General features: G+C 44.4%; 20 protein-coding genes. 3 read left to right on the top strand and 17 right to left on the bottom strand.

Translation table 11 applies throughout. The annotated features are described in order from the left end of the window. Positions 1–62: 62 nt before the first annotated feature. The 10 genes from ACVBDU_RS04860 to ACVBDU_RS04905 form a co-directional block, all read right to left on the bottom strand. Entirely contained in the window at positions 63–791 is a 729-nt protein-coding gene (locus tag ACVBDU_RS04860) for a (Fe-S)-binding protein (RefSeq protein WP_447178638.1), read from the bottom strand. Further along, positions 791–1,132 carry an L-rhamnose mutarotase gene (locus ACVBDU_RS04865; protein ID WP_447178639.1) on the bottom strand — a complete coding sequence of 114 codons (342 nt, stop codon included), beginning with the start codon at positions 1,130–1,132 and terminating at the stop codon, positions 791–793. The genes ACVBDU_RS04860 and ACVBDU_RS04865 overlap by 1 nt, the downstream gene beginning before the upstream one ends. Before the next feature lie 346 nt (positions 1,133–1,478). Continuing rightward, positions 1,479–2,783: an L-fucose:H+ symporter permease gene (gene fucP, locus ACVBDU_RS04870; protein WP_447178640.1), complete on the bottom strand. Its 1,305-nt coding sequence runs from the start codon at positions 2,781–2,783 to the stop codon at positions 1,479–1,481. Positions 2,784–2,841: 58 nt separating this feature from the next. Further along, positions 2,842–3,624 (bottom strand): L-fucose dehydrogenase, encoded by a 783-nt coding sequence (locus tag ACVBDU_RS04875; protein WP_447178641.1) that lies wholly within the window; start codon positions 3,622–3,624, stop codon positions 2,842–2,844. Between the two features lie 149 nt (positions 3,625–3,773). Further along, entirely contained in the window at positions 3,774–6,167 is a 2,394-nt protein-coding gene (locus ACVBDU_RS04880; protein WP_447178642.1) for a glycoside hydrolase family 95 protein, read from the bottom strand. 15 nt (positions 6,168–6,182) lie between these two features. Beyond that, complete coding sequence (locus ACVBDU_RS04885) at positions 6,183–7,595, bottom strand: alpha-L-fucosidase (RefSeq protein ID WP_447178643.1); 1,413 nt, start codon at positions 7,593–7,595, stop codon at positions 6,183–6,185. Between the two features lie 30 nt (positions 7,596–7,625). Next, positions 7,626–8,450 carry an amidohydrolase family protein gene (locus ACVBDU_RS04890; RefSeq protein ID WP_447178644.1) on the bottom strand — a complete coding sequence of 275 codons (825 nt, stop codon included), beginning with the start codon at positions 8,448–8,450 and terminating at the stop codon, positions 7,626–7,628. A 90-nt stretch (positions 8,451–8,540) separates the two neighbouring features. Continuing rightward, on the bottom strand, positions 8,541–9,401 hold the full coding sequence (locus ACVBDU_RS04895) for a fumarylacetoacetate hydrolase family protein (RefSeq protein WP_447178645.1): 861 nt from the start codon (positions 9,399–9,401) through the stop codon (positions 8,541–8,543). Positions 9,402–9,461: 60 nt separating this feature from the next. After that, positions 9,462–10,217, bottom strand: coding sequence for an SDR family NAD(P)-dependent oxidoreductase (locus ACVBDU_RS04900; protein ID WP_447178646.1), 756 nt, complete (start codon positions 10,215–10,217; stop codon positions 9,462–9,464). Between the two features lie 103 nt (positions 10,218–10,320). Next, positions 10,321–11,940: a UxaA family hydrolase gene (locus ACVBDU_RS04905; protein ID WP_447178647.1), complete on the bottom strand. Its 1,620-nt coding sequence runs from the start codon at positions 11,938–11,940 to the stop codon at positions 10,321–10,323. 189 nt (positions 11,941–12,129) lie between these two features. Between ACVBDU_RS04905 and ACVBDU_RS04910 the strand changes: the two genes are divergently transcribed. Together ACVBDU_RS04910 and ACVBDU_RS04915 are read left to right on the top strand one after the other, a co-directional pair. After that, positions 12,130–12,978, top strand: coding sequence for an AraC family transcriptional regulator (locus ACVBDU_RS04910; protein WP_447178648.1), 849 nt, complete (start codon positions 12,130–12,132; stop codon positions 12,976–12,978). A 385-nt stretch (positions 12,979–13,363) separates the two neighbouring features. Beyond that, on the top strand, positions 13,364–13,573 hold the full coding sequence (locus ACVBDU_RS04915) for a hypothetical protein (RefSeq protein ID WP_447178649.1): 210 nt from the start codon (positions 13,364–13,366) through the stop codon (positions 13,571–13,573). Between the two features lie 15 nt (positions 13,574–13,588). Here ACVBDU_RS04915 and recQ read toward each other — a convergent pair whose 3' ends face one another. Continuing rightward, positions 13,589–15,637 carry a DNA helicase RecQ gene (gene recQ / locus ACVBDU_RS04920; protein WP_447178650.1) on the bottom strand — a complete coding sequence of 683 codons (2,049 nt, stop codon included), beginning with the start codon at positions 15,635–15,637 and terminating at the stop codon, positions 13,589–13,591. Between the two features lie 167 nt (positions 15,638–15,804). Next, complete coding sequence (locus ACVBDU_RS04925; protein WP_447178651.1) at positions 15,805–16,137, bottom strand: single-stranded DNA-binding protein; 333 nt, start codon at positions 16,135–16,137, stop codon at positions 15,805–15,807. Between the two features lie 347 nt (positions 16,138–16,484). On the opposite strand from ACVBDU_RS04925, the gene ACVBDU_RS04930 reads away from it, so the two are divergent. Then, positions 16,485–17,528 (top strand): alpha/beta fold hydrolase, encoded by a 1,044-nt coding sequence (locus ACVBDU_RS04930; protein WP_447178652.1) that lies wholly within the window; start codon positions 16,485–16,487, stop codon positions 17,526–17,528. Between the two features lie 63 nt (positions 17,529–17,591). Here the strand turns inward: ACVBDU_RS04930 and ACVBDU_RS04935 are convergent, their stop codons facing one another. The 5 genes from ACVBDU_RS04935 to ACVBDU_RS04955 form a co-directional block, all read right to left on the bottom strand. Next, on the bottom strand, positions 17,592–18,671 hold the full coding sequence (locus ACVBDU_RS04935; protein ID WP_447178653.1) for an iron-containing alcohol dehydrogenase family protein: 1,080 nt from the start codon (positions 18,669–18,671) through the stop codon (positions 17,592–17,594). A gap of 385 nt (positions 18,672–19,056) precedes the next feature. Further along, a complete protein-coding gene (locus tag ACVBDU_RS04940; protein WP_447178654.1) occupies positions 19,057–19,755 on the bottom strand; it encodes an HAD family hydrolase in 699 nt (232 codons plus the stop codon). After that, complete coding sequence (gene kdsB / locus ACVBDU_RS04945; protein ID WP_447178655.1) at positions 19,746–20,474, bottom strand: 3-deoxy-manno-octulosonate cytidylyltransferase; 729 nt, start codon at positions 20,472–20,474, stop codon at positions 19,746–19,748. Before kdsB ends, ACVBDU_RS04940 begins: the two co-directional genes overlap by 10 nt. Before the next feature lie 413 nt (positions 20,475–20,887). After that, entirely contained in the window at positions 20,888–21,457 is a 570-nt protein-coding gene (locus ACVBDU_RS04950; RefSeq protein ID WP_447178892.1) for a DUF4126 domain-containing protein, read from the bottom strand. A 39-nt stretch (positions 21,458–21,496) separates the two neighbouring features. Next, on the bottom strand, positions 21,497–22,924 hold the full coding sequence (locus tag ACVBDU_RS04955) for an ATP-dependent DNA helicase (RefSeq protein ID WP_447178656.1): 1,428 nt from the start codon (positions 22,922–22,924) through the stop codon (positions 21,497–21,499). Positions 22,925–23,056: the final 132 nt, after the last annotated feature.

Consider the following 23,056-nt stretch of genomic DNA (forward strand, 5'->3'; position numbering starts at 1 on the left):
CATTTAATCGGTTGGTCTTGCAATTCCCGTTTTCCCGAAACCGTTTTGGTCCGGGTTCGTCTTTATTCTTCCGAATTGAGCAGTTCGGCTATGTGCATAACCCGCATGGGGCTGTCTCCTGCACGAAAAACCCCTTCCAGGTGCATGAGACAGGACATATCGGTCGCTGCGACATACTCTACTCCTGCGTCGGACATGCCATGCATTTTATCGCTTCCCATCTTTACGGATACGGCCGATTCGAATACGGCAAAACTCCCCCCGAACCCGCAACATTCGTCCGCCTTGGGCGGAACTACGAGATCCAGGCCTTCCACGGCGGACAGTACTTTTTCTATCTTGGAATAATAGGGCACCTTCAATTCCGAAGGCGTCCCCAGGTCTAATCCTCTTAATCCGTGGCACGACAGGTGTAAACCTACTTTATGCGGAAAAGATGCTTTCAGTTTATCCACCCCCACCACATCGTGAAGGAATTCGGTCAGTTCCTTCACCTTTGCCAATTCTTCCGCACTTACCAGAGGTTTCAACAGGTGGTGCGACAGGTGATAGGAGCAACTGGCCGAAGGGGTTACCAGGTAATCCACTTCGGGAAGTGCCTTCAGGAAAGGCTTTTCGAAACCGCTGGTCATTTTTTCATACCCGCTATTGGCCATAGGTTGCCCGCAACATAGAGGATCCTGTAAAAAAACGACATTGCAGCCGGCCTTTTCCAGGATTTCCAGGGTATCTTTCCCTACTTTCGGGTATAACTGGTCTATATAACACGGTACAAATAGTCCTACAGTCATTATAATGCTGTTTTAAAATCAAATATCTTATCCATCAGGCGCCATTTTTCACCCGGTTTGCTTCCGGGAATTCCCTGTTGGTAATTCCACATGAGTTTTTCCCATTGCTGAACTCTTTCGTTGGAAGCATCCAGTAGTTCTTTCTGCTGAAAACTGAAACCATCATCGACCTCCATGATCATAAACAACCGGTTTTCTATGCGATATATTTCCATGTCTATTACACCGCTTTCGCATATGTTCTTCAGCACTTCCGGCCAAACTTTCTCGTGATGGGCTTCATATTCGGCTATAAGCCCCTCATCTTCCTTCAAATCTAAAGCTAAACAATACCGTTTCATTTCTTACAGTTCGGGATTCCTCATGATTTAGAGACTGTCTAAGTTTTATCCTTTGGTTCTTTTATGCGCCTTTTTCCACCATACTTCAGCTATTTTTCGCCACGTAGCTATGGCTATGTGGCTCAAAATACCTTCGTCTGACGAAAAAATACACTATAAAACATTCCAAAAACAAAATTTAGACAGTCTCTTATATTTCCGTTTTATATTATACAATATCCGGACGTTTCTTTTATGTGTAACAAATTACCCATGACGATACCGGTTTATACTGTCTGCTGCCTTTTGTAAATTATCTCCCGGAGCATTTTTGTAACTTACCCAGAATATGTCTGACAAATATTCTCTAATACACTTTATTATGTACCCATTTGCCATAACCACTTATGTACACAAAGCACAGTAAAGGCAGTATAAATGAAAAATTCACCTCGGATACTCCGGCTATCGTAACGTCTGCCACACCGGAACCTCCTATATCAATAATAAGTGCCTGTAACTGTGGCATCAAAGCTCCTCCTACAATGGCCATTACTAAACCGGCAGCCCCAATTTTAGATTCTTCTTCGCTAAGTCCTTCCAGCGCTATCCCGTAAATTGTGGGGAACATGAGAGACATGGCAAAAGATATACCCACAATACAATACAAACCTAGGATACCTTGTATCCAGATCGTGCCTAAGGAAAAAGCAATACCCAAAAAGGCAAACAGCATCAGCAATTTTCCGGAGCTCATAAACCGCAGCATATAAGTACCTATAGCCCTGCCTACCAGAAAGAGGATAAAGGCTATAAACTGATAATAGGCTGCATCGTCGCTACTTACGCCTATGGCTTCGGCATACTGGTATATGTAGGTCCAGCACATGATCTGTGCACCTACATAAAGTACCTGGGCCAGTACTCCAAGTGTATATTTTTTATTTTTGAAAAGCCCGGAGAACGTTTCTCCAAGGCTGGGAATTCCTCCTTCGTCCTTTACCTGCGGCATTTTGCTCACTATGATAAGCACAAATACGGCAATGATTACCAATCCCAATCCCACATAAGGGTCACGTATCACCATAAGATCGGAAGTACGTATCATTACTTTGGTGGCTTCGTCCAGGGCACCGAAATCCTCTACGTCTACCGACTGCAGCTTTCGCAATACAAATTGCTGGGCCACCAACAGTCCCATCACCAGGCCAAGCGGATTGAATGCCTGAGCCAGGTTCAGCCTTTGCGTCGCGGTCCTGGTGTCACCCATCGCAAGAATATAAGGATTTGCCGTTGTTTCCAGGAACGCCAGTCCGAAAGTAAGGATATAAAGGCCAAGACAGAAAAACCAGAACTTCTCCGTAATAGCTGCCGGGTAGAACAGTAAAGCCCCTCCGGCATACAGGGCGAGCCCTATAAGTACCCCGGTTTTATACGAATATTTTCTCACAAATAACGCCGCAGGGAGTGCCATGCAAAAATAACCGCCGTAAAATGCCATCTGTACCCATGCCGCCTGGGAGTTACTGAGTTCCAGGACTTTTTTAAATGCCTGTACCATAGGATCCGTAACCGCATTGGCAAAACCCCAGAGGGCAAATAAGGAAGTAACTAAAATAAAAGGAATAAGGTTTTTCCTGGAAACCACAGGGGGTAATGTGTCTTTCTTCACTATAGTATGGGTTTTAAATTAAAACTGATTGATCTTGGGTATAGCTATTGATTATTTCTCAGGTTAAAGCCCGGTCCAGGTGTACGTATCCCCCGTCTACGAATACGAGTTGCCCGGTAGTGTGACTGGATTTCTCCGATAACAAAAATGCTACGGCATTGGCTATTTCCTCCGCTGTGGTCATCCGGTTTTCCAGTGGGATTTTTTCTGTAATGGCACTTAATTTCTCTTCCGGATCCGGGAATGTTTTTATCCATTTTTCATATAAGGGGGTATAACATTCGGACACGATCACGGCATTGACACGTATACCGTAGGGTAGCAATTCCACCGCCCATTCCCTGGTAAGCGCATTGCGTCCTCCGTTGGCCGCCGCATACCCGGAAGTACCTCCCTGCCCGGTAAGCGAAGTTTTAGAGCCGATATTTACGATAGATCCTTTTGTTTTTTTCAACTCCGGCAATGCATAATGGGCCATGAGGTAGTAATGGGTGAGATTTTTGTTGATAGATGCTATAAAACTCTCATACGAACCGTTTTCCAGGCTAACGCCATCGTTGACCCCTGCATTATTTACGAGACCATCTATCCTTCCGAATTTTTCCAGTACGTTTTCAATAGCATTTTTACATGCCTGGGGATCTGTCAATTCTCCTATGAGGGAATAAGCTTCTCCTCCTTTTTCCTTAATGGAGCTTACTGCTTTAGCATTGTCCTCTTCATTTCTCCCCACAATAACCGGGAGAGCTCCTTCTTCTGCCAATACTTCACATATTCCGTAACCGATGCCTTTGGCACCCCCGGTTACTATAATCACTTTTTGCTCTAAATGTAAGTTCATACCTTCATTTTCCTGTTTCCGGCACAATTTAAGGGCTAAAATTAGCTTAAAAAAAATTTCTGTGCCCTATTATTAACGATTTAACATTTGTGTTTTATATTGTTTTATTCCGTTATACGAAACGGATTCCAAAAATTATCGGCTATTACTTATTCCTTTTCCAAATCCGGTCCAAACCATATTTTTTCCCCTTCCGGCAACTGAACTTCTTTTTCGGTTCCGTCGTACCATAGTTTACATGTCCGGGCCTGATCGGAATACAGGGCCAGGGCGGTAAGTTTACTATCTTTCCATACCATATCCACCATAATGTTCCCCCGCGCCACGAGTCCTTCCACTTTTCCGTCAGGCCAGTTTTCGGGAAGGGCAGGCAACAGACGGATAAACCCTTCGTGGGACTGCATCAGCAATTCCGCAACACCGGCGGTATACCCGAAATTTCCGTCTATCTGAAACGGCGGGTGCATATCGAACATATTATCTGCAATGGATATCTCTAAAAATTTCCGGATGTTATCTTCCGCCGAAACTTTGTCAAACAGGCGGGCATTAAAGCTTATCATCCATGCCCTGCTCCAGCCCGTTCCCGCTCCACCGTGTTCGAGGCGGTATCCGATCGTCTTTTTGGCCGCTTCAAACGTTTCTTTATCGGCAGAAGTGATCTTGCTTCCCGGGTGCAATGCATAGAGGTGCGACATATGTCTGTGCCCTTTTTCCGGTTCTTCATACGCATGGTTCCATTCCAATATTCTCCCGTCCTGACCTACAACAACCCCGGGAAAGAGGTCTTTTCTTTTTTGCTTTACTTCTTTGATGAATTCATCTTCTATCCCGAGATCTTTCGCCGCACTGAGTGTATTCTCGAAGACTTCCCCGATGATCTGGTGTCCCATGGCCGATCCGGCTGACACTGCCGCAGATTTTCCGTCTTCTGCCAAATAAGAGTTTTCCGGGGAAGTTTCCGGCACGGATATCCACTTACCGTTTTCATCCTGTACCAGCCAGTCCAGGTAAAATCCTGCAAAAGCCTTTAAGGCCGGATAAGCCCGGTTACGTAAAAAAGCGGTATCTCCTGTAAACCGGTAATGCTCCCAATAGTGTTGCGCGAGCCACCCTCCTCCGTGTATCCAGGATCCCCAATAGGGTTTTTCCGCGCGCATCCATGCAGGTGCCCATAAATCTGTGGCATGGTGTACTACTGCACCCCTGTTTATGCCGTACTGTTCTTTAGCGGTAATTTTTCCACGCTCGATCAATCGGTCACCAAAGTCAAATAACGGTTGATGCAATTCACTTAAATTGGTGACGCCGGCAGGCCAGTAATTCATCTGCAGGTTTATGTTGAGGTGATAGTCCGCATTCCAGGGAGCTTCGATATGCTCATTCCATATGCCTTGTAGGTTAGCCGGATTTGTCCCCGGACGGGAAGAAGAAATAAGCAGGTATCTTCCGTACTGGAACAGTTTTGCCATAAGGTCCGGGTCATCGTTGCCCTCTTTGATCCTGGCCAGTCTTTTATCCGTGGGCAAAGAGTCCAGTTCATCTCCCCCCAGGTCCAGGGTTACGCGGTCATAGAATTTCCGGTAATCGGTTTTATGCGATTCCAGAAGTTCTTCAAAAGTCCGGTTCTGAACAGCATCCAATGTCCTGGTATTTTCTTCTTCGTAATCGTCATGATAAAAAGACGTGGCCCCGGCAAGAAGCAGGGTGACTTTTTTTACATTTTCCAGCCGTAATGTCCCTTTATCTCCCGTCACAGTTCCCGATTCGTGTTTTACCCGGAGCCTGGTTTCAAAATTAACCCCGTAGTCCATAGGATGCGGTTCGGAGCCCACTGCACCTCCGTATTGTGTTACGGTTCCTTTCATACTAAGCTCCCCGGATGGCAAAGCAGAGACGGATACGGTAGGATGTCCGTGGTCTTCGGGACGATCCAGTTTCAGGCTGAGATCCATTCCTTTTTCTGCCGTGGTCGTAAGTTCGATAACCAATACATCATCCGCAGCGGAAGTAAACACTTTTTCCGTATACATATTTCCGTCTGCCGTGTATTCCACCGAAACCAGGGCATTGTCCAGGCTCAGGGAACGCTTATAGTTCTCTATGTTTTTATCTCCTTCGAAATCTATATACAAATCGCCCATAGTCTGGTGCGATTTGGTGATCGTTTTATAGGAAAAACGTTCTACGATCTCTTTATCCGCTTCATGAGTCTTCCCCTCTCTTAAAAGTTTCCGAAGGTACTCCAGGTCTTCTACGGTACCTTTCGAGTCTCCGAGGTCAGGACCACCCGGCCACATAGAATCTTCATTTAACTGAATCCTTTCGTGTGACGGGTCTCCGAAAACCATAGCGCCGAAACGTCCGTTCCCTACCGGGAGCGCTTCCATCCATTCCATGGCGGGCTGGCGATACCAGAATTCGTCACCCTTTTGTTCTCCTGCATCCGAAATATTTTTCGTACCTGTTTTCTGATTACAGGAAAGAAAGGCAATCCCCAGGACAGTATATGCCAGTATTTTTACGTATTTTATTTTTTTCATGTTTAAGGTGGGAATTTACTCCGTTACTGTTTTTATTTTAAATGTCCAGGCTTCTGTATTCCCGGTTGCCCGTAGTGCTTCTTCCGGAACTGAAATTACAAGTCCCGATTCTTCACTGTAGTCCCATTCCAATGGTTGTTTGTAGCCGAGCATAACCAGTTCCGAGCCTTCTTCCGGTTTCAGTTTTTCCATATGGAAAGTTTTTCCGGGTTTTTCAAAAGTAACGGCGTAGTAAAAAGGTGTATCCTTTTTCCTGGTGAAGCGTATGTTATCCCCTTCTTTATATCCGGATTCCGGGCTTTCCGTACCGTACACAGCTTCCCCGTTAACTTTCATCCACGCTCCCACATCTGCAAGTCTTTCCAGACTGGCTTCCGGGATATTCCCTTTGGCATCCGGCCCTATATTCAGCAGGTAATTTCCTCCTTTGGCTGCCGCATCAACCAGATTGCGAATCAATTCTTTTGAAGACTTCCAGTTCTGATCATCAGTTTTATATCCCCAGGTATCGTTCATGGTCATACACGATTCCCAGTCCAGCTCAGAAGTACCGTCGAGGATTTCCTGTTCGGGGGTACCAAAATCTCCCGCGTAATCACTATCGTCCTTGTTCATCCCCTGCATTCCTTTTCTCCCTTTATCCACACGATTATTAATGATAATATCGGGGTTCAGTTCACGCACGTACTGATAGAGTTCCAGTCCCTGTTCATGGGTGAATTCTTTTTCCCATTCCCCGTCAAACCAAAGGATTGCCGGATCGTAATTGTCGACCAGTTCTTTCAACTGCGGTTTCAGGTAGTTCTCCAGGTAATCCGCAAAGCGTTCTTCGTTATTTTCGGAGGGTTCTCCTCCGGCATATGTATCGGCCTGGGCATCGGGATGGTGCCAGTCCATAATGGAATGGTACAAACCGAATTTTATTCCCTGTGCCTTACAGGCATCGGAAAGTGCTTTGAGAATATCTTTATCATAGGGCGAAAAATCAATGATATCATAATCCGTAACTTCGGAATCCCACAGGCAAAAACCGTCATGGTGTTTGGAGGTGATCACCATATATTTCATTCCTGCATTTTTCATCCGGCTCACCCATTCTTCCGCATTAAAAGCGGTAGGGTTAAATTCCCTTGCGTAGCCTTCATATACATCTATGGGGATTTTAGCATTCTGCATAATCCACTCCCCTATACCGTTGACTTCCTTTCCTTCATATCTGCCTGCCGGTACGGCGTATGCTCCCCAATGTATAAACATTCCAAACCTGGCATCGCGCCACCAGGCCATGCGTTCGTCAAAAGCTTCTTTCGGTTCTTCCAGATAATTTACTGCCTCCTTTGGTTCGGCTTTCTCCTCTTCTGCCGTTGGTTTTTGCTTGCAGCTTATAGTCAGCAAAGCGGCTAATACTGCGAATTGTAAGGTTTTCATAAGTATTGGGTTTTGGTTGTTAATAGTATTTTATTTTTCGGGAATGCCATAAAACCCTATGGCATTTTGTCCCATGATCTTAGGTAGTTCACTTTCGCTGTAAAAATCGCGCACGATCTTCAGCACCTTGTCATATTCCGCCGCAAGCAGGCACACCGGCCAATCCGACCCGTACACAAGCCTGTCTGTTCCGAAGGCTTCCGTTACGATTTCCAGGAAAGGTGTAAAATCATCCTGTTGCCACTTCCGGTTTGCGGTTTCGGTGACCATACCGGACAATTTACAGTACACATTATCACTTTGAGCAAGAAGGTGAATGTTTTCGGTCCATTCTTTATCCGGTCCTGCAGAAATTGCAGGTTTAGCGATATGGTCCAGCACAAAACGCTGTTCGGGAAATTTGCGCACGAGATCTATGGCTGCGGGTAACTGACGGGCATATACGAGAATATCGTAAGTAAGTCCCATCGGTTCCAGTTCGGCTATTCCCTTGCGGAAAGCGGGACGGAACATAAAATCATCCGGCTCTCCCTGTACAACATGCCGTACTCCCCGGAAACGGGGATCTTCCGAAAACCGGGTAAGTGCCCCTTTTACATTTTCCGCCTGCAGATCTACCCAGCCTATTACAGCCTTTACAAACGGATTTTGCCGTGCGCATTCCAGCAGGAACACTGTTTCCTCTTCCGACTGGCTCGCCTGTACAGCCACACAGCCATCCATTCCGTTATTTTCCAGAACGGGTTGCAGGTCCGACGGCATAAAATCCCGCCGTATCGTCTCCATGGTCTCATCTATCCACGCATCCTTTTCCGGATGGTACTGCCAGAAATGCTGATGGGCATCTATATTCATACTACTTGTTTCTCTGTTTAAGAGCTTGTTTAATCCCTTACACGGAAAACCGGGAAAAATTCCCGATTTTCTTTTAGTTTATCCGCTATATTATCGCTCTTTATAAGCTACAGCTTCCTGTCTTGAAGATCCCAGGCCTTCTATGCCCAGTTCTACTACATCTCCCGGTTTGAGGTAACGCGGTGGTTGAAATCCGAGTCCGACACCGGCCGGGGTACCCGTGGAAATGACATCGCCCGGGAGCAGGGTCATAAACTCGCTGAGGTAACTAATTACCGTCGGGATATCAAAAATAAAATCGGAGGTATTGGAATTTTGCAGCATTTCCCCGTTGACTTTCAGCCACAGGTTCAGGTTATTCGGGTCCAGCTTTTCGTCTGCAGTTACCAGGTATGGACCCAAGGGAGCAAAGGTGTCGCAACTTTTTCCTTTAACCCATTGTCCGCCGCGTTCCAACTGGTAGGCACGTTCGCTGTAATCGTTGTGTAGCGCATAACCCGCTACATAGTCCATAGCCTCTTCTTTGGTTACGTAAGAAGCTTTTTTGCCGATAACCACTGCCAGTTCCACTTCCCAGTCGGTCTTTTCAGAACCGCGTGGAATTACTACGGGATCATTAGGACCTACGATAGAGGAAGTTGCTTTAAAAAATACCACGGGCTCCTTAGGTACATCCATACCACTCTCCGCCGCGTGTTTTGCATAATTAAGACCTATACATACAAGTTTGGAAGGCCGCTTTACCACAGGGCCAAAACGAAACCCTGCAGGTACTTCGGGGCATTTATCCTGGTTTTCCTTTAGCCAGTCCTGCAGGCGTCCGATACCATTCCCTTCAAAAAAATCTTCGTTATAATCCTCCCCGAAAGCACTTACATCCAGTTGCTTGCCGTCCGGTAATTCAACTCCTGGTTTTTCTTTGCCTTCAGGGCCAAATCTGAATAATTTCATTCGTTGTGTTTTTATGAATTTATGTAATTAACTTATTTTCCGGTGTAGCATGATTTCTTTCTAGCTGTTCAGTTTAATGAATCCACCGTCCAGGGGATAATCGGTCCCTGTCGTGAAAGAGGCATCATCCGAGCAAAGAAAATAGGCCAGTTTTGCTACTTCATCCGGTTTGGCCATTCGCCCTATGGGTTGGGTCTTCGACAGTTTGTCGTACATTTCCTTTTCTTTTCCGGGATAATTTTTAGCCAGGAACCCATCGACAAACGGTGTGTGCACTCTTGCCGGAGAAATACTGTTACAGCGGATACCGTCCGCCACGTAATCTTTGGCCACTGAATAGGTCATAGCCAGTACGGCTCCTTTGGTCATGGAATACGCAAAACGATCGGCTATTCCTACATGTGAAGCTATGGAAGCCATATTGAGAATGGTCCCTCCCCCGTTTTTTTTCATATGTGGTATGGCGGCATGGATACAGTTATACACTCCCTTTACGTTGACCGCAAAAAGTTTGTCCATATCTTCTTCGGCAGTGGTCTCTACTGTGCCTATATGTGATATTCCTGCATTATTTATGAGAACATCAATGGTAGCGGAAGCGGCTATATCATCGATAATTTGTACCACCCGGGACTGATCGCTGACATCACAGGGGATAATACGCAATTTATCTTCCCCATACCCGGAAAAAGCTTCCCCGGCACTTTCCACATTTCTCTCGAGCATAAAAACCGTGTGTCCTTTATCCAGAAAAATACGACTGATAGCAGCCCCGATACCGGACCCTCCCCCGGTAATGATTACATTTTTTGACATTTTGTATTTGTTTTGTTTTTATACATCGGCAAACTACAGGGCAGTCTGCCGTTTTTTTTTATAATTTATCGAGGACACTCCCCTTTTGTCCGGGGGTGTTATTTTACAAAGATATCCCTCTTTTCCAGGGAATAAAATCGTCCTGCTGCAACTTTTGGGCACAGGTTGGTTTTTCCCCGCTTGCCACTGCTATGATAAGCTCCATCAATTCATCCGCCAGTGCTTCCTGCGACATTCCGCCGGAGAAAAGCCTTCCTGCATCGAAATCTATAATGTCTTTCATTTTTTGAGGAAGCATGGAATTGGATGAAATTTTCACTACCGGACATACCGGGTTCCCGGTAGGGGTTCCAAGTCCTGTGGAAAAAAGAATAATATTCGCCCCGGAGCCTGCCAGTCCTGTAGTAGACTCCACATCGTTACCCGGCGTACAGAGAAGATTAAGGCCTTCCCTGGTGGCGTATTCGCCATAATCCAGTACATCGGCTACCGGGCTTCTCCCGCCTTTTGTAGCTGCTCCGGCAGATTTTATGGCATCCGTGATCAATCCGTCCCGGATATTTCCCGGGGAAGGGTTCATATCGAATCCGGAGCCTACTTCATGGGCCCTCGCTTCGTAATTCTCCATCAGGCGAACAAACTTTTCGGCAGTCTCTCTTTGCATACACCGATCTATAAGATCCTGTTCCACCCCGCATAGCTCCGGAAATTCGGAAAGAATGCTTTTTCCTTTCAGGGCATTAATTCGATCTGCCACTACTCCTATCAGGGGGTTGGCGGAAATCCCGGAGAAACCGTCAGAACCACCGCATTCCAGTCCCAGGGTAAGTTTATTCAACGGTGCCGGTTGCCTGTAATTTTTATTTGCTTCTACCAGTCCGTCAAAAGTCGCCTGAATGATTTCCTCCAACATGACATGTTCGGACGGATATTTTTGCTGTTCGAAAAAGAGCAGCGGCTTACCGGATTCTCCCCCTCCCCGCCCCAGGGCTTCTTCGAGCATGGACATTTGCGCATGCTGACATCCAAGGCTTAACACCGTTGCCCCGGCAACATTAGGATGCCGGATATAGCCTGCCAGCAGGTTGACCAATAATTGTGCATCCTGTCTTGTACCACCGCACCCTCCTTCATGTGTAAGGAATTTTATACCGTCTACATTAGGGAATATCTTCGGTGTTTCTATGGTATTCCCGGTTTCCCTGGCCATACCGTTAAATTTTCCGGCGAGTTCCCTTACCTGGAGTTTATACGGGTTCTCTTTACGGAACCCCAATTCGGTTTCCAGGGCTTCCTGTAATATTTTCAGGTTCCGGTTCTGGCAAAAAACCAACGGCACAAACAGCCAGTAATTACCCGTACCAACCTGGCCGTCTTTTCTGTGAAAGCCCTGAAAAGTGCGATGGGTGTACCGGTCTACCGATGGTTGTTTATATTTATACTCCTGCGTACCTATCCGGTAGGGCGCTGCCACATGCCTGGTATTTTCGGTAGTAAGCATGCTCCCGGCAGGAAGCGCAGCAACCACTTTTCCGACAGGGACACCGTACATATACACAGTATCTCCTTCTTTCATCGGCTCCAGGGTGAATTTGTGTTTCACAGGGACGTCTTCTGTCAATTCCAGCTCTTTGCCTTCTATGACTACCTTGTCCGTTTTGTTCAGATCCGTAAGGGCCACGACTACGTTATCCTTAGGGTGTATTTTTAAAAATCGTTCCAATGATTATGTAATAAAAAATAGTATTTACAAAATGATGTGCTGCGCTTCCGGGGTTTATTCTTTATCCCTCCGGGAGAACCATATTCCTGAAATTTCAAAAGTAAATGGTTTTTTCAATGAAAAGTTCCTATATATTTGCTCTGAGTTGTACGATATTTGCATTAATGCAGTGTTATTAAAAAACAGCAGATGGATTTACATTTCCTGCATAAAAACCTGGAAACAAATTTTAAAGTTTCACTCCACCGGGAAAAGGAGTTCCTGAAACTCTGGCATTACCATCCGGAATACGAGCTGGTATATATTTCCAAAGGCAGGGGGACGGTTTATGTGGGGGACCATATCGGGCCTTATCAACCGGGAAACGTATTCCTGATCGGATCGCACCTGCCACATATGTTTGAAACTTCACCGGTTGCCCTTTCTTCCGGAGACGAAGAGGTTTCCGAAGCTTACGTCGTACATTTCGGAGATGAGTTTATCCGGGGGTTTTATGAAAATTCCATTGAATTCGGCTATATTTCCTCTCTGATAAAACATTCTGTTACAGGCTTGTTCTTCCCTTCGCCCGGAAAAAAGGCCTATAAAATTTTCCGGAAGACCACAAACGGTAATATTCAGGAAAACACGCTCTTCTTTTTGCGAATATTGTACCATCTGCAACAAAAAGAAAAGATACACCTGGCCACTCCCGCATGGATTGATCAATTTAATTCGGGGGACAAAAAGCTCAATAAAATACTTCAGTACATCATGCTTCACTTCCAGGAAGAACTGTCGCTCACAGAGATCTCTTTTTATGCCGGAATGAACAAAACCGCCTTTTGCCGGTATTTCAAGGTAAAAACAGGAAAATCCTTTGTTGAATTCCTGAATGACATCCGGATAAGTTTCGCCTGCAAGACACTGCTGGAGGAAAATACTTCCCGGTCAATTTCCGATGTATGCTACGCTTCCGGTTTTAACAGTCTTTCCTATTTCCACCGGATCTTTAAGCGCTGTAAAGGGGTAGCACCTTCGGAGTATCGCGGGGTGTAGAGTTCCAGGTTGCAGGTTTCAGTTGCAGGTTTGGGCCAGAGCGTAGGCGGCTGAGTGCCCAAGCGCAGCGAAGGGTGTATCGAAGCCACCGGGTTACATGTTTTAACCAAAACTATAGTTTCGACACGATTTCGTGTGTAAATCCGTCAAAAACCTCCAATAACTTTGATTAAAAGTTTCGTTCGGCAAAAAATAAGCTGTCCGAAAATCATAAAATCGTATTTTGGAAGTTATACTCTAATAATAAACAAACTGGAATATAAAATTCCATAGACCGGACACCCGGATTGGTGTCGGTCGGTTATCTCCGGTACGCTCCGGTGGAAAGTGAATTAGTTTCACGAAATCTATACATCAGAAGAGAACATTATTGCGTTATTTTAATATGAACAGGATACAAAAGATCATCATCAAGAAAATGGCCGATGGCTATCAGCAGCAGGAAATTGCCCAATATTTAAAGAAAAGGGAGATCACCCCAAACAGTCTCAGTACTATAGAAAAGGAAATCAAGAAACTGAAAAAAGAGTTTAAGGCTCAATCCGTGGTACATCTTTTTGTCATACTTATAAAACAGGGACATTTAAAAATATGACGTGCTTCACTTTGATCAGGTAGAACTCAGGTAAAGCCCGTACCGTATCTTCCAGTACGGCATTTTTCCTTCAAAATAGTCAAAGTACGGACGAAGAGCGTCGGGAGCTTCCAGTTTTTCCCTGGCTTTTTCCATTTCCTGTATTTCTTCCTGTGAAACGAATTGTGTAAGATCTATATCTTCTCCTTCTTCATTCTTTTTCAACAAATGCCCCATAACGGTGTCTGTCTTAATGTCCCGCTTTTCTGCTATTTCCTCTATCGTAAGGCCTTCTTTGTATAGTGCAAAAGTCTGGTCGTGCGTAGGCATTTGTTTTTGAAGAGATTGCCGGTATTTTTCAATGACTTTGAGAAACCGCCCCGCATACTTCTCTTTCTTGGCCTGTCCTACCCCTGCAACATCTTCGAATTCTTCCTTGTCGGAGGGTAGTTTGGCTTCCATATCCTTCAGGGTAGCATCGCTGAAAACGATATAAGCGGGTACCTTTTCCTCCGCCGCAATTGCAGAACGCAGTTCCCTGAGTTTGAGGAAAAGAGTATCTTCAACTTTGCTTTTGCCTGTTTTGGCCGGTGCTTTTTTCTCTTGTACGAGGGCTGCCAGTCTCACTTTCTTGTCTTTGAAAAGTATTTCTTTTGCCAGGGATGTCAACAGCAATCTCCCGTTTTCATGAAACCTAACCTCCAGTATCCCCTGGTTGATCATCTGGATGATATATTGTTGTAAATCTTTCCAGGAGACATCTTTCACTGCTCCGTATGTCTTTACTTTGTCATATCCTTTTTCCAAAACCGCGGCATTTTGTGCTCCCCGAAGAACATCGGTCAGCATTCCGAGAGCTTCTCTTTCCTTTAACCTGGCTACAGCCGAACATACTTTCTGCGAGAGCAGTGTTCCGTCAAAATATCTGGGAGGTGACATACATACATCGCAATTACCGCAATCTTCGGACAGTTGTTCCCCAAAATAATTGAGTAAAGTTATTCTGCGACAGTGCAATGTTTCCGAAAATTGCTGCATGCGTTCCAGTTTCGCCAGTTGAAAATCCCTTGTAGGAGAATCTTCCATAAACTTCCGTTGTTGTATTACATCTGCAAAACTGTAGAACAGAAGTGCATGTGCCGGTAGTCCGTCACGGCCACTACGACCTATTTCCTGGTAATATCCTTCTATGTTTTTCGGCATGTTATAGTGAATAACCCAGCGCACGTTGCTCTTATCTATCCCCATACCAAAAGCTATAGTAGCCACAACTATGCCTATACGGTCGTTTATAAAATCTTCCTGTACGGACGTGCGCAGACCCGAAGACATTCCCGCGTGGTACGCGCCTGCTTCAAAACCGTTTTGCTGTAATTTGGCAGCCAGTTTTTCCGTGGCTTTACGGCTCAGACAATAGATAATTCCGTTCTCGTCCGGCCTCTCCTTCAGAAAATTAATGATCTGTCTCAGGCGATTATTCCCGGGGCGTACTTCCAGACAAATATTTTCCCGGTCAAAAGACGCTACGTATTGCGCTGCTTCGGGAATATCGAGTTGCCGGATGATATCTTCCCTGGTGGACGCGTCGGCGGTTGCCGTAAATGCCGCTACGGGAATCCCGGGAAAACAATTTTTCAAATCGCTAAGCCTGGTATAAGCAGGACGAAAATCATGGCCCCAGGCCGATATACAATGGGCTTCGTCTACTGCTATCATACTGATAGTACATCCGGAAAGTACAGGCATGATCTGTTGCAGACTTTCCGGTGCCACGTAAAGCAATTTCAATTTTCCGTTCCGGAGCGTTTCCCATAACCCGGATTGCTCTTCGGAGGTTTGATTACTATTATAACAGGCAGCTTCCACACCGTTTACACGAAGTGCATCTACCTGGTCTTTCATCAATGCTATGAGCGGCGATATCACTATGGCCGTTCCTTCCATCAATAGGGCAGGTAACTGGAAACACAGGGATTTCCCTCCACCCGTCGGCATAATGGCTAGGACATCTTTGCCGTTACATATATCGTTTACTATCTGTTCCTGGTTAGGACGAAAACTGTCATAACCAAAATGTGTTTTCAAATACTGATATGTACGCTTTGTATCTGTCATAAGATCCAACTAAAAATACATTGTTCTAATCGTTATCAAATGTCCGTAATATTTCACGAACACCAAACCCGTATGGAGAAAAATGCCCGTAGCTACAGGATTGTCCGATAGCATTTCTACGGGCATTTTTTACCAGCTTATTTACCCAGCAAAAGTAGTTCACTACAAACTATTTCGGTTATGTGCCGCTTGTTTCCTTTTTCGTCTTCCCAGGTACGGGTGGCAAGCTTGCCTTCGACGGCTATCTCTTTCCCTTTGGAAACATAACTTTCCACGACATCCACAAGGCCGCCGCGTACTATTATATTATGCCAATAGGTACGCTCTACTTTTTCACCGTTTTTGTCTTTATAGTTATCGTTAATAGCCATAGAAAACCTGGCTAACCTGCCCCCGTTTTCAAAATTAACAAATTCCGGGTCCTGCCCTAACCTACCGATTAACTGTACTTTGTTTCTGATTGCATTCATAGTTATATGATTTTATAGTTAAACAATTTGTATTGCCGGACTTTAAACATCCAACGGAACAAACTTAAAATCACTGCTATCGCTTAATCGGTAGTTAAACGATTACTTTCGTTTGTATTCGTTTGTACTTAATTATAAATAATTAAAAATATTTTACACACTGATTTTGAATATATTACAAAAAAATATCCATTAATTTTTTTTTGCCCTTTTTTCATTCATTTTTCTATTTCATACCATTTTTCAACACTTCATGTTTTAAACAAAAACCGGTTTCCGAAAAAAACGTCGCTTTTTATTATCTTTATTTCTACTCTGAAAATCTCATGTTTAAAATATATATGCATATGAAAGATCGTACAGCAAAGTTTTTGCCCCTGATATTTTTTTGTTTTCTCCTTGTTTCCTGTTTTCCGGGCAAAAAAGGAACAGAAGACCTGAGGAGAAAGGATCATTTTATAAAAGGACAGGATAATGTGGAATTACATCTTCGGGAAGTATCGGCAACAAGTCATAATTCTGCTAATGGCTACCCTTTGCTTATGGTACACGGCGGAGGTCCGGGCGCCATAGCTTCGTTTGATCTTAAAGTTCCGGACGGATCACTGGCAGCGGATATTGCACGTAAGGGCATTAAAGTATACCTGTTGAATATACGTGGCTGGGAAAAATCCACCCTTCCGGATTATGATTTTTCCGACTCCACCCTGGTGACGGGCAGTTATAAGGAAGCCGCAAAAGATATCAACGCAGCCGTTGATTTTATCCGGAAACGCGAAAATACCGACAAGGTCTCATATTTCGGATGGGCAACCGGGGGACATTGGGGTGGTTATTACGCAACCACGTATCCCGAAAAACTAGCACATTTTATTTCTCTGAATTCCTTGTATGGTGTGGATGCTCCCTGGGAATTAAAACGGTATTTCCAATCGGATAAAGATTCTTTAGTCTTTAACAAGCAGGGATTTTTCCGGAAATCTGCAAAAGATGCGCTCACCAGGCAATGGACCTCTACCATACCACTTACCGATAAGGATGAATGGAGGGATTCCCGCATTGCGGATGCTTATGCTGAAACTGCCGTAGAGCTTTCGTCGCTACGGGACACCATGATCGTACCCGGCGGGTACCGGGAAGAAAGCTTTTATATGTCTAACGGTAAAAAATACTGGGATGCCGGAGACATAACCACTCCCTCTCTCATTATGCGAAGCGAACTGGATTTCTGGTCGAGACCGGAGGATATAGAAGCTATGGACAAAGACCTTAATATCCATGAAAAACGAGTTGTAACTATTCCCGGAACCCATTATTTATTTCTCGACCGTCCCGAAAGAGGCCGAACCAGACTGATCGAAGAAATTGTAAAATTCATTCGGGAATATTGACAAAAAAACACCCGAAGCCTTTATAACTACGGGTGTTTCTACATATTTTTCCGAATGCGTTTTTTACATCTTTTCGTACATCTCTCTTAATTTTTTCCGGGTAATGACCTTCTGCCAATCTTTACCCAGGGCATTTTCCCATAGCGGTACCATTCCCATGGATACGTTAATCATGGTGTCAAATTCCGTATCCGTCAGAGCCGTACATACTCCTCTTGGAATCTCCACACCGTGCCTGTCGACCATTTTCTTAAACCGCTTTACGCCACTCGGGTAAAATTCTTCCAGGTAATCAAAAACAATACAATTTCCTACACCATGCCTGGTTCCCAGCAAATAGGACAAGCCATAACTCATGGCATGTGCTACTCCCACCTGTGAATAGGCAATGCTCATACCTCCGTGCCAGGAAGCCATCATCAGTTTATCCCTGGATTCTTCTTCGGGGAGCGAACCGTTAAGAAAAACTTCGTTGCAAAGCTCCAGGGACTTTTCGCCATAACTTTGACTGAAAGCATTGAGATAGGTTCCTGTTAACGACTCTATACAATGAATATAGCAGTCCATTCCGGTATAGAACCATTGGTTTAAAGGCACACCTGCAGATAGGTCCGGGTCCAGCACCACCTGATCAAAAGGTGTGTAGTCCGAATTAATACCCAGTTTTTTCTCCGGGCCGGTCAGCACCGTAGTTCTGGAAACTTCGGCTCCTGTACCACTAATGGTCGGGACCCCGACATGGTACAATGCCGGAACTTTCACTAAATCCCATCCCTGGTAATCTGCAGAAGATCCGGGGTTAGTAAGCATGATGGCTACTGCTTTGGCCAGGTCCATTAACGTTCCTCCGCCAATGCCTATTATTCCCGAAGGCAATAAGTCAAATTCCTCTGTGATCCGGTCCTTAAGGGCATCTACCTGTGATGTTTTGGGCTCCGTCCCGGCATTGACAAAAATAATTTTATCTTTATTATGTAGCAGTATTCTTTTTTCCAGATCGGTATTTTCAAAAATATCATCTACTAGAAAAATAAACGGTGAATCTGTTTTGGTACGTTTGGGAGCAATTATCTCTTCCAACTGGTCAAAACTGCCACGGCCAAAGATAACCCTGGGCACCATAGGAAAATTTCTAAAATTCATAACTCTGCTTTTTGTGTTCTATTTATTCAATTCTTTCCGGAACTGGCCGGCAATCCCATCAATACGGTGATGTATATGCACCGATATGGGAATCCATTTCTTACCGTCTTTTTGTAATACCTGCTTGAAAGGTATTTTAGGGGGCGGTATCTTTTAACCTAAAACTTCCTGCATATGATAAAGAGGTAAACCGTACCCGAGAGATCACCGGATAATGGATAATATCATCCCCTTTCGGACGGTTTAAACCCCTCGGTATTGCACACCTTGTTCTATTTCTTTATAGTCTTTTCCGGAAAACAGGCAGTATCTTCTTCGCAATCGAGACAAAAAAACCGAAAGTGTTCTTTCCGCTTCCGGTTTATCTTCTCCGATTTTCTAAACACTACAAAAAGTTCAATATTTCTTTAATGTTGTTAAGAGTCTTATACCCTCCGTTATTTTCACTCTCTTTTACGGTTTCGTGTACCCAGGTAGTATGAAAAGGTACGTGAACCGCATGTGCCCCTATGTTCACCAGAGGTAATACATCCGATTTTAAAGAATTTCCGATCATAAGAAATTCTTCGGTTTTTACTTCCAGGTGCTCCAGCAAATTCCGGTAATTTTCTTCTTTTTTGTCGCTGAGCACTTCTATGTGATGAAAGTATTCCGAAAGTCCGGACCGTTCCATTTTTCGCTCCTGATCGAGAAGATCTCCTTTGGTAAGTACTATAAGCCTGTATTTATCGTGGAGTACATGAAGTACTTCTTCCACTCCATCCAGTAATTCCACGGGTTTTGAGATCATCTCTTTACCCAGATGCAGAATTTTCGATATGGTTGCGGCGGTTATTTTTCCGTTGGAAAGATCTATAGCGCTTTCTATCATGGAAAGCACAAAGCCCTTAACACCGTACCCGTACAGATGGAGATTTTCTATCTCCATTTTAAACAGTTCCTGGTCTATTTTATTCTCTGTCTCGTAATGCGACAACAGCCGGGCAAACTTCTGTTCGGCTTCCCGGAAATATGTTTCATTTACCCATAGGGTATCGTCCGCATCAAAACCAATTACTTTAACGTCACGGTAATTTACTTCCATACTTTTTTTGCTCTTTCCAGATCTTCGGGAGTATCTATTTCTATTCCTTCTACTCCGGTTTCTACCATTTTTATTTTTTTCCCGTATTCCAGGTAACGTATCGCTTCTATCTTTTCGGAAGCTTCAAGTGGCAACATGGGCAGGCGGTAAAAGTCCATAATGGCACTTTTCCGGAAAGCATAGACACCTTTGTGTTTAAAATACCTGGCCCCCACTTCTTTTGCCCTGGGATATGGTATGGGGGAACGTGAGAAGTAAAGTGCAAAACTGCGGTGGTCTACAATTACCTTTACGATATTGGGATTGCTTATCTCATCCCAGTCTTTGATCTCTGTCATGAGAGACGCCAGGTCTATTTCTTTCTCCGGATCTTCGCGGAAGACTTCTATAACTTTACCAAGGCTCTCTCTCTCGGTAAAAGGCTCGTCTCCCTGCACGTTAACTACGATATCCACATCCAGTCCTTCAACTGCTTCCGCGATCCTGTCACTTCCACATTCGTGCTCTCGTATACTCATTATGGCTTTTCCTCCGTTACCGGTAATTTCCTGATAAATAATATCACTGTCCGTAACCACAAAAACATCATCGAAAAGTCCGGTTTCCACCGTTGCCTGATAGGTTCGCAGGATTACGGGTTTTCCATTGAGGTCCTGCATCAGCTTCCCCGGAAAACGGGTAGCTGCGTAGCGGGCCGGTATCATTGCTATGATCTTCATATACTAATTGTCGAATAAAACGGAGTTTCTATGCCTAAAGCAGGAAAATCCGAAGTTTTAATACCCTTATTCATTACCTGGCTTTGCCCCGAAAGATTTTTTTTAACATGTCTTTCTTTTAGCAACCGTTTAACAAAGAACGGTTTAATATATGACAAAAATTATTTTCACCTGGTTTCCTGGAAAATCAGGCTTTCTTTAGTCCCGATGACTCTATCGGGAAGGGGTACAAATCGAGGAGTTATCGAAATTAATTTTTTGTCATATACTCTTATAAAAAAGAACGGATATATCCTCTGCCGGGACTTTTAAATTCAAAGATCAAAAATAATTATTTCCAGTTAGCCGGGAAAATTATTACCATATGTTTTTTCGCAGTCAGAAAACGGACGAACATCAAAACGGACACCTGCCTATCTCCGTCTTCCGGGACGTATTCTCCGGTAAAAACGGAATACTATAAACAGAATTACAATAACGAATATTACAGCTACCATGGGAAGAAATATGGAAATGGCCGACAGGATTGCGGAAATTATGGTTTCTATGGTAGAAATTATCGGGTTGCCAAGCCCTGCAGTAGTTACGGAAGATGTAAGCCGTGTGGCAGAAGATGCTCCTTTAATAGCCGTGGCAGTTCCTCCTCCCCCGATCAGTGCTATGGTCCAGGTCATAGCCGGATCCAGGCCTGCTGTGGTGGATACTACTGCTAACGTACCTGCAAGACCGGCCAGGGGAAGGGCTATACCGTCCAGTAAATTATCTACCCAGGGAATGTAGTATGCAAAAACTTCAGCAATAACCGCCACACTTAATATAATAAGCGCGGGAAGCCCTCCGAGCCATTGCCAGCTTTCATTGAGCTCCCACATACCAAAATAGGAAGCAAAGCTCAACACCAGTAAAGGTAAAAAAACACGAAAGCCTACACTGGCTGCAAGTCCTATCCCCAGAAATATACTAATAATGGTTTCGGTTGTTATCATGCGTACTTGTTTTACCTTATTTCCAAAAATAAGAAATCATCCTTCTATAAAAAAATCATCTTTAAAACCTATGAGATAGAGTTTGTTCTTTGCACGGGTCACTGCCGTGTATAACCACCGCAGGTAATCCCGGTTAATGCCGTCCGGAAGATAAGGCTGTTCTATAAAAACGGTATCCCATTGCCCTCCCTGGCTTTTGTGACAGGTAATGGCATAGGAAAATTTAACCTGTAGAGCGTTGAAATATTTGTTGTTCTTTACTTTCAGGAATTTCTTATACTTGGATGTTTCTTCTTCATAATCCTGCATGACCTCCTGATAAAGCCTGTTGGAATCTTCATAAGGCAATGACGGAGTTTCCGCGTGGATAGTATCGAGCAGCAATACGGTTTCCAGCGGAGGCATGTCGGGGTAGTCGACCATACGGACCTTTACCTCGGCAAACTTAAACCCGTAAAGTTCTTTAATACCGAATATCTCCAGCACTTCTATAATATCCCCGTTAGCTATAAAACCCGCTTCGCTCGTGGCTTTCACCCAAAAATAATTGTTTTTGACAACCATGAGATAATCTCCTGTTGCCAGTTCGTTGTCGAGAAACAGTATCCTGTTCCGGATCTGCTGGTTATACAGGTTAGCCCTCTTATTGGACCTTACTATAATAGCGGTTTCTTCCTTCCCGTTCTTACCATATGCTTCGTCTATGGCGTTTTGTATTTCATAGCCGTCGGTAAGCCGTATTATGTCCTTAAAATCGTCCAGTTCGAACCTGAAATCAAAAACACTGTCTCCGGCAAGGCATTCCCGTATATTCGTGGCATTGTACAATATTCCGGAATTCAGTTGTTGCCGGACCACTTCATCCAATTCTACTTTGTACACCTCTTTATTGTAATGCAGGGAGAGTGTATTTTCGTCCAGAGCAGGGCTTATATCCAGGTTAACCGGGGGTAACTGTGCCGTATCTCCTATAAGCATCAGTTTACAGTTATGCCCGGAATAAACGTACTGCATAAGGTCATCCAGAAGAGAGCCGTTTTCAAACAATTTGGAATCTCCGGGCAGATCGGGTATCATAGAAGCTTCGTCAACAATAAATAAGGTATCCCGGTGTTTATTGGGCTGTAGCACAAACTTAACCCCGCCGCCTTTTTCCTTTTTCGGGAAATATATCTTCTTGTGAATGGTAAAGGCCGTGGTTCCCGCATACGAAGTAATTACCTTCGCGGCACGTCCCGTCGGTGCAAGCAGAACGGTTTTTTTGAAATTGCCACGCATGTTATCTACCAATGCTCCTATAATCGTTGTCTTTCCGGTTCCGGCATATCCTTTTAAAAGAAATATTTTATCGTCCGCTACCGAAAAAATATACTCTGACAACTGCTGGAGTGCCATTTCCTGTTTCAGGGTAGGTGTATGTGGAAATGTTTTTATTATGGTTCTGTAAAACAAAGGTGCATTCATAAAAATCGCTTCTTCCGTCAAAAGTACAAATAGATTTACGATTAACCAGATCGCAGATACCCGAACTCTTTTAAATACATTTTCAGAAAAAGGCAGAAAAAAGGAATGATTTTTGCATCTTTACCAGATAAT

Source organism: Sinomicrobium endophyticum (genome assembly GCF_052983315.1).

What these genes read in the sequence shown, in the direction of transcription:
- ACVBDU_RS04860 (WP_447178638.1), bottom strand. Translation starts at nt 791, where the DNA reads ATGACTGTAGGACTATTTGTACCGTGTTATATAGACCAGTTATACCCG.
- ACVBDU_RS04865 (WP_447178639.1), bottom strand. Translation starts at nt 1,132, where the DNA reads ATGAAACGGTATTGTTTAGCTTTAGATTTGAAGGAAGATGAGGGGCTT.
- ACVBDU_RS04875 (WP_447178641.1), bottom strand. Translation starts at nt 3,624, where the DNA reads ATGAACTTACATTTAGAGCAAAAAGTGATTATAGTAACCGGGGGTGCC.
- ACVBDU_RS04880 (WP_447178642.1), bottom strand. Translation starts at nt 6,167, where the DNA reads ATGAAAAAAATAAAATACGTAAAAATACTGGCATATACTGTCCTGGGG.
- ACVBDU_RS04885 (WP_447178643.1), bottom strand. Translation starts at nt 7,595, where the DNA reads ATGAAAACCTTACAATTCGCAGTATTAGCCGCTTTGCTGACTATAAGC.
- ACVBDU_RS04890 (WP_447178644.1), bottom strand. Translation starts at nt 8,450, where the DNA reads ATGAATATAGATGCCCATCAGCATTTCTGGCAGTACCATCCGGAAAAG.
- ACVBDU_RS04895 (WP_447178645.1), bottom strand. Translation starts at nt 9,401, where the DNA reads ATGAAATTATTCAGATTTGGCCCTGAAGGCAAAGAAAAACCAGGAGTT.
- ACVBDU_RS04900 (WP_447178646.1), bottom strand. Translation starts at nt 10,217, where the DNA reads ATGTCAAAAAATGTAATCATTACCGGGGGAGGGTCCGGTATCGGGGCT.
- ACVBDU_RS04910 (WP_447178648.1), top strand. Translation starts at nt 12,130, where the DNA reads ATGGATTTACATTTCCTGCATAAAAACCTGGAAACAAATTTTAAAGTT.
- ACVBDU_RS04915 (WP_447178649.1), top strand. Translation starts at nt 13,364, where the DNA reads ATGAACAGGATACAAAAGATCATCATCAAGAAAATGGCCGATGGCTAT.
- ACVBDU_RS04925 (WP_447178651.1), bottom strand. Translation starts at nt 16,137, where the DNA reads ATGAATGCAATCAGAAACAAAGTACAGTTAATCGGTAGGTTAGGGCAG.
- ACVBDU_RS04930 (WP_447178652.1), top strand. Translation starts at nt 16,485, where the DNA reads ATGAAAGATCGTACAGCAAAGTTTTTGCCCCTGATATTTTTTTGTTTT.
- ACVBDU_RS04935 (WP_447178653.1), bottom strand. Translation starts at nt 18,671, where the DNA reads ATGAATTTTAGAAATTTTCCTATGGTGCCCAGGGTTATCTTTGGCCGT.
- ACVBDU_RS04940 (WP_447178654.1), bottom strand. Translation starts at nt 19,755, where the DNA reads ATGGAAGTAAATTACCGTGACGTTAAAGTAATTGGTTTTGATGCGGAC.
- kdsB (WP_447178655.1), bottom strand. Translation starts at nt 20,474, where the DNA reads ATGAAGATCATAGCAATGATACCGGCCCGCTACGCAGCTACCCGTTTT.
- ACVBDU_RS04955 (WP_447178656.1), bottom strand. Translation starts at nt 22,924, where the DNA reads ATGAATGCACCTTTGTTTTACAGAACCATAATAAAAACATTTCCACAT.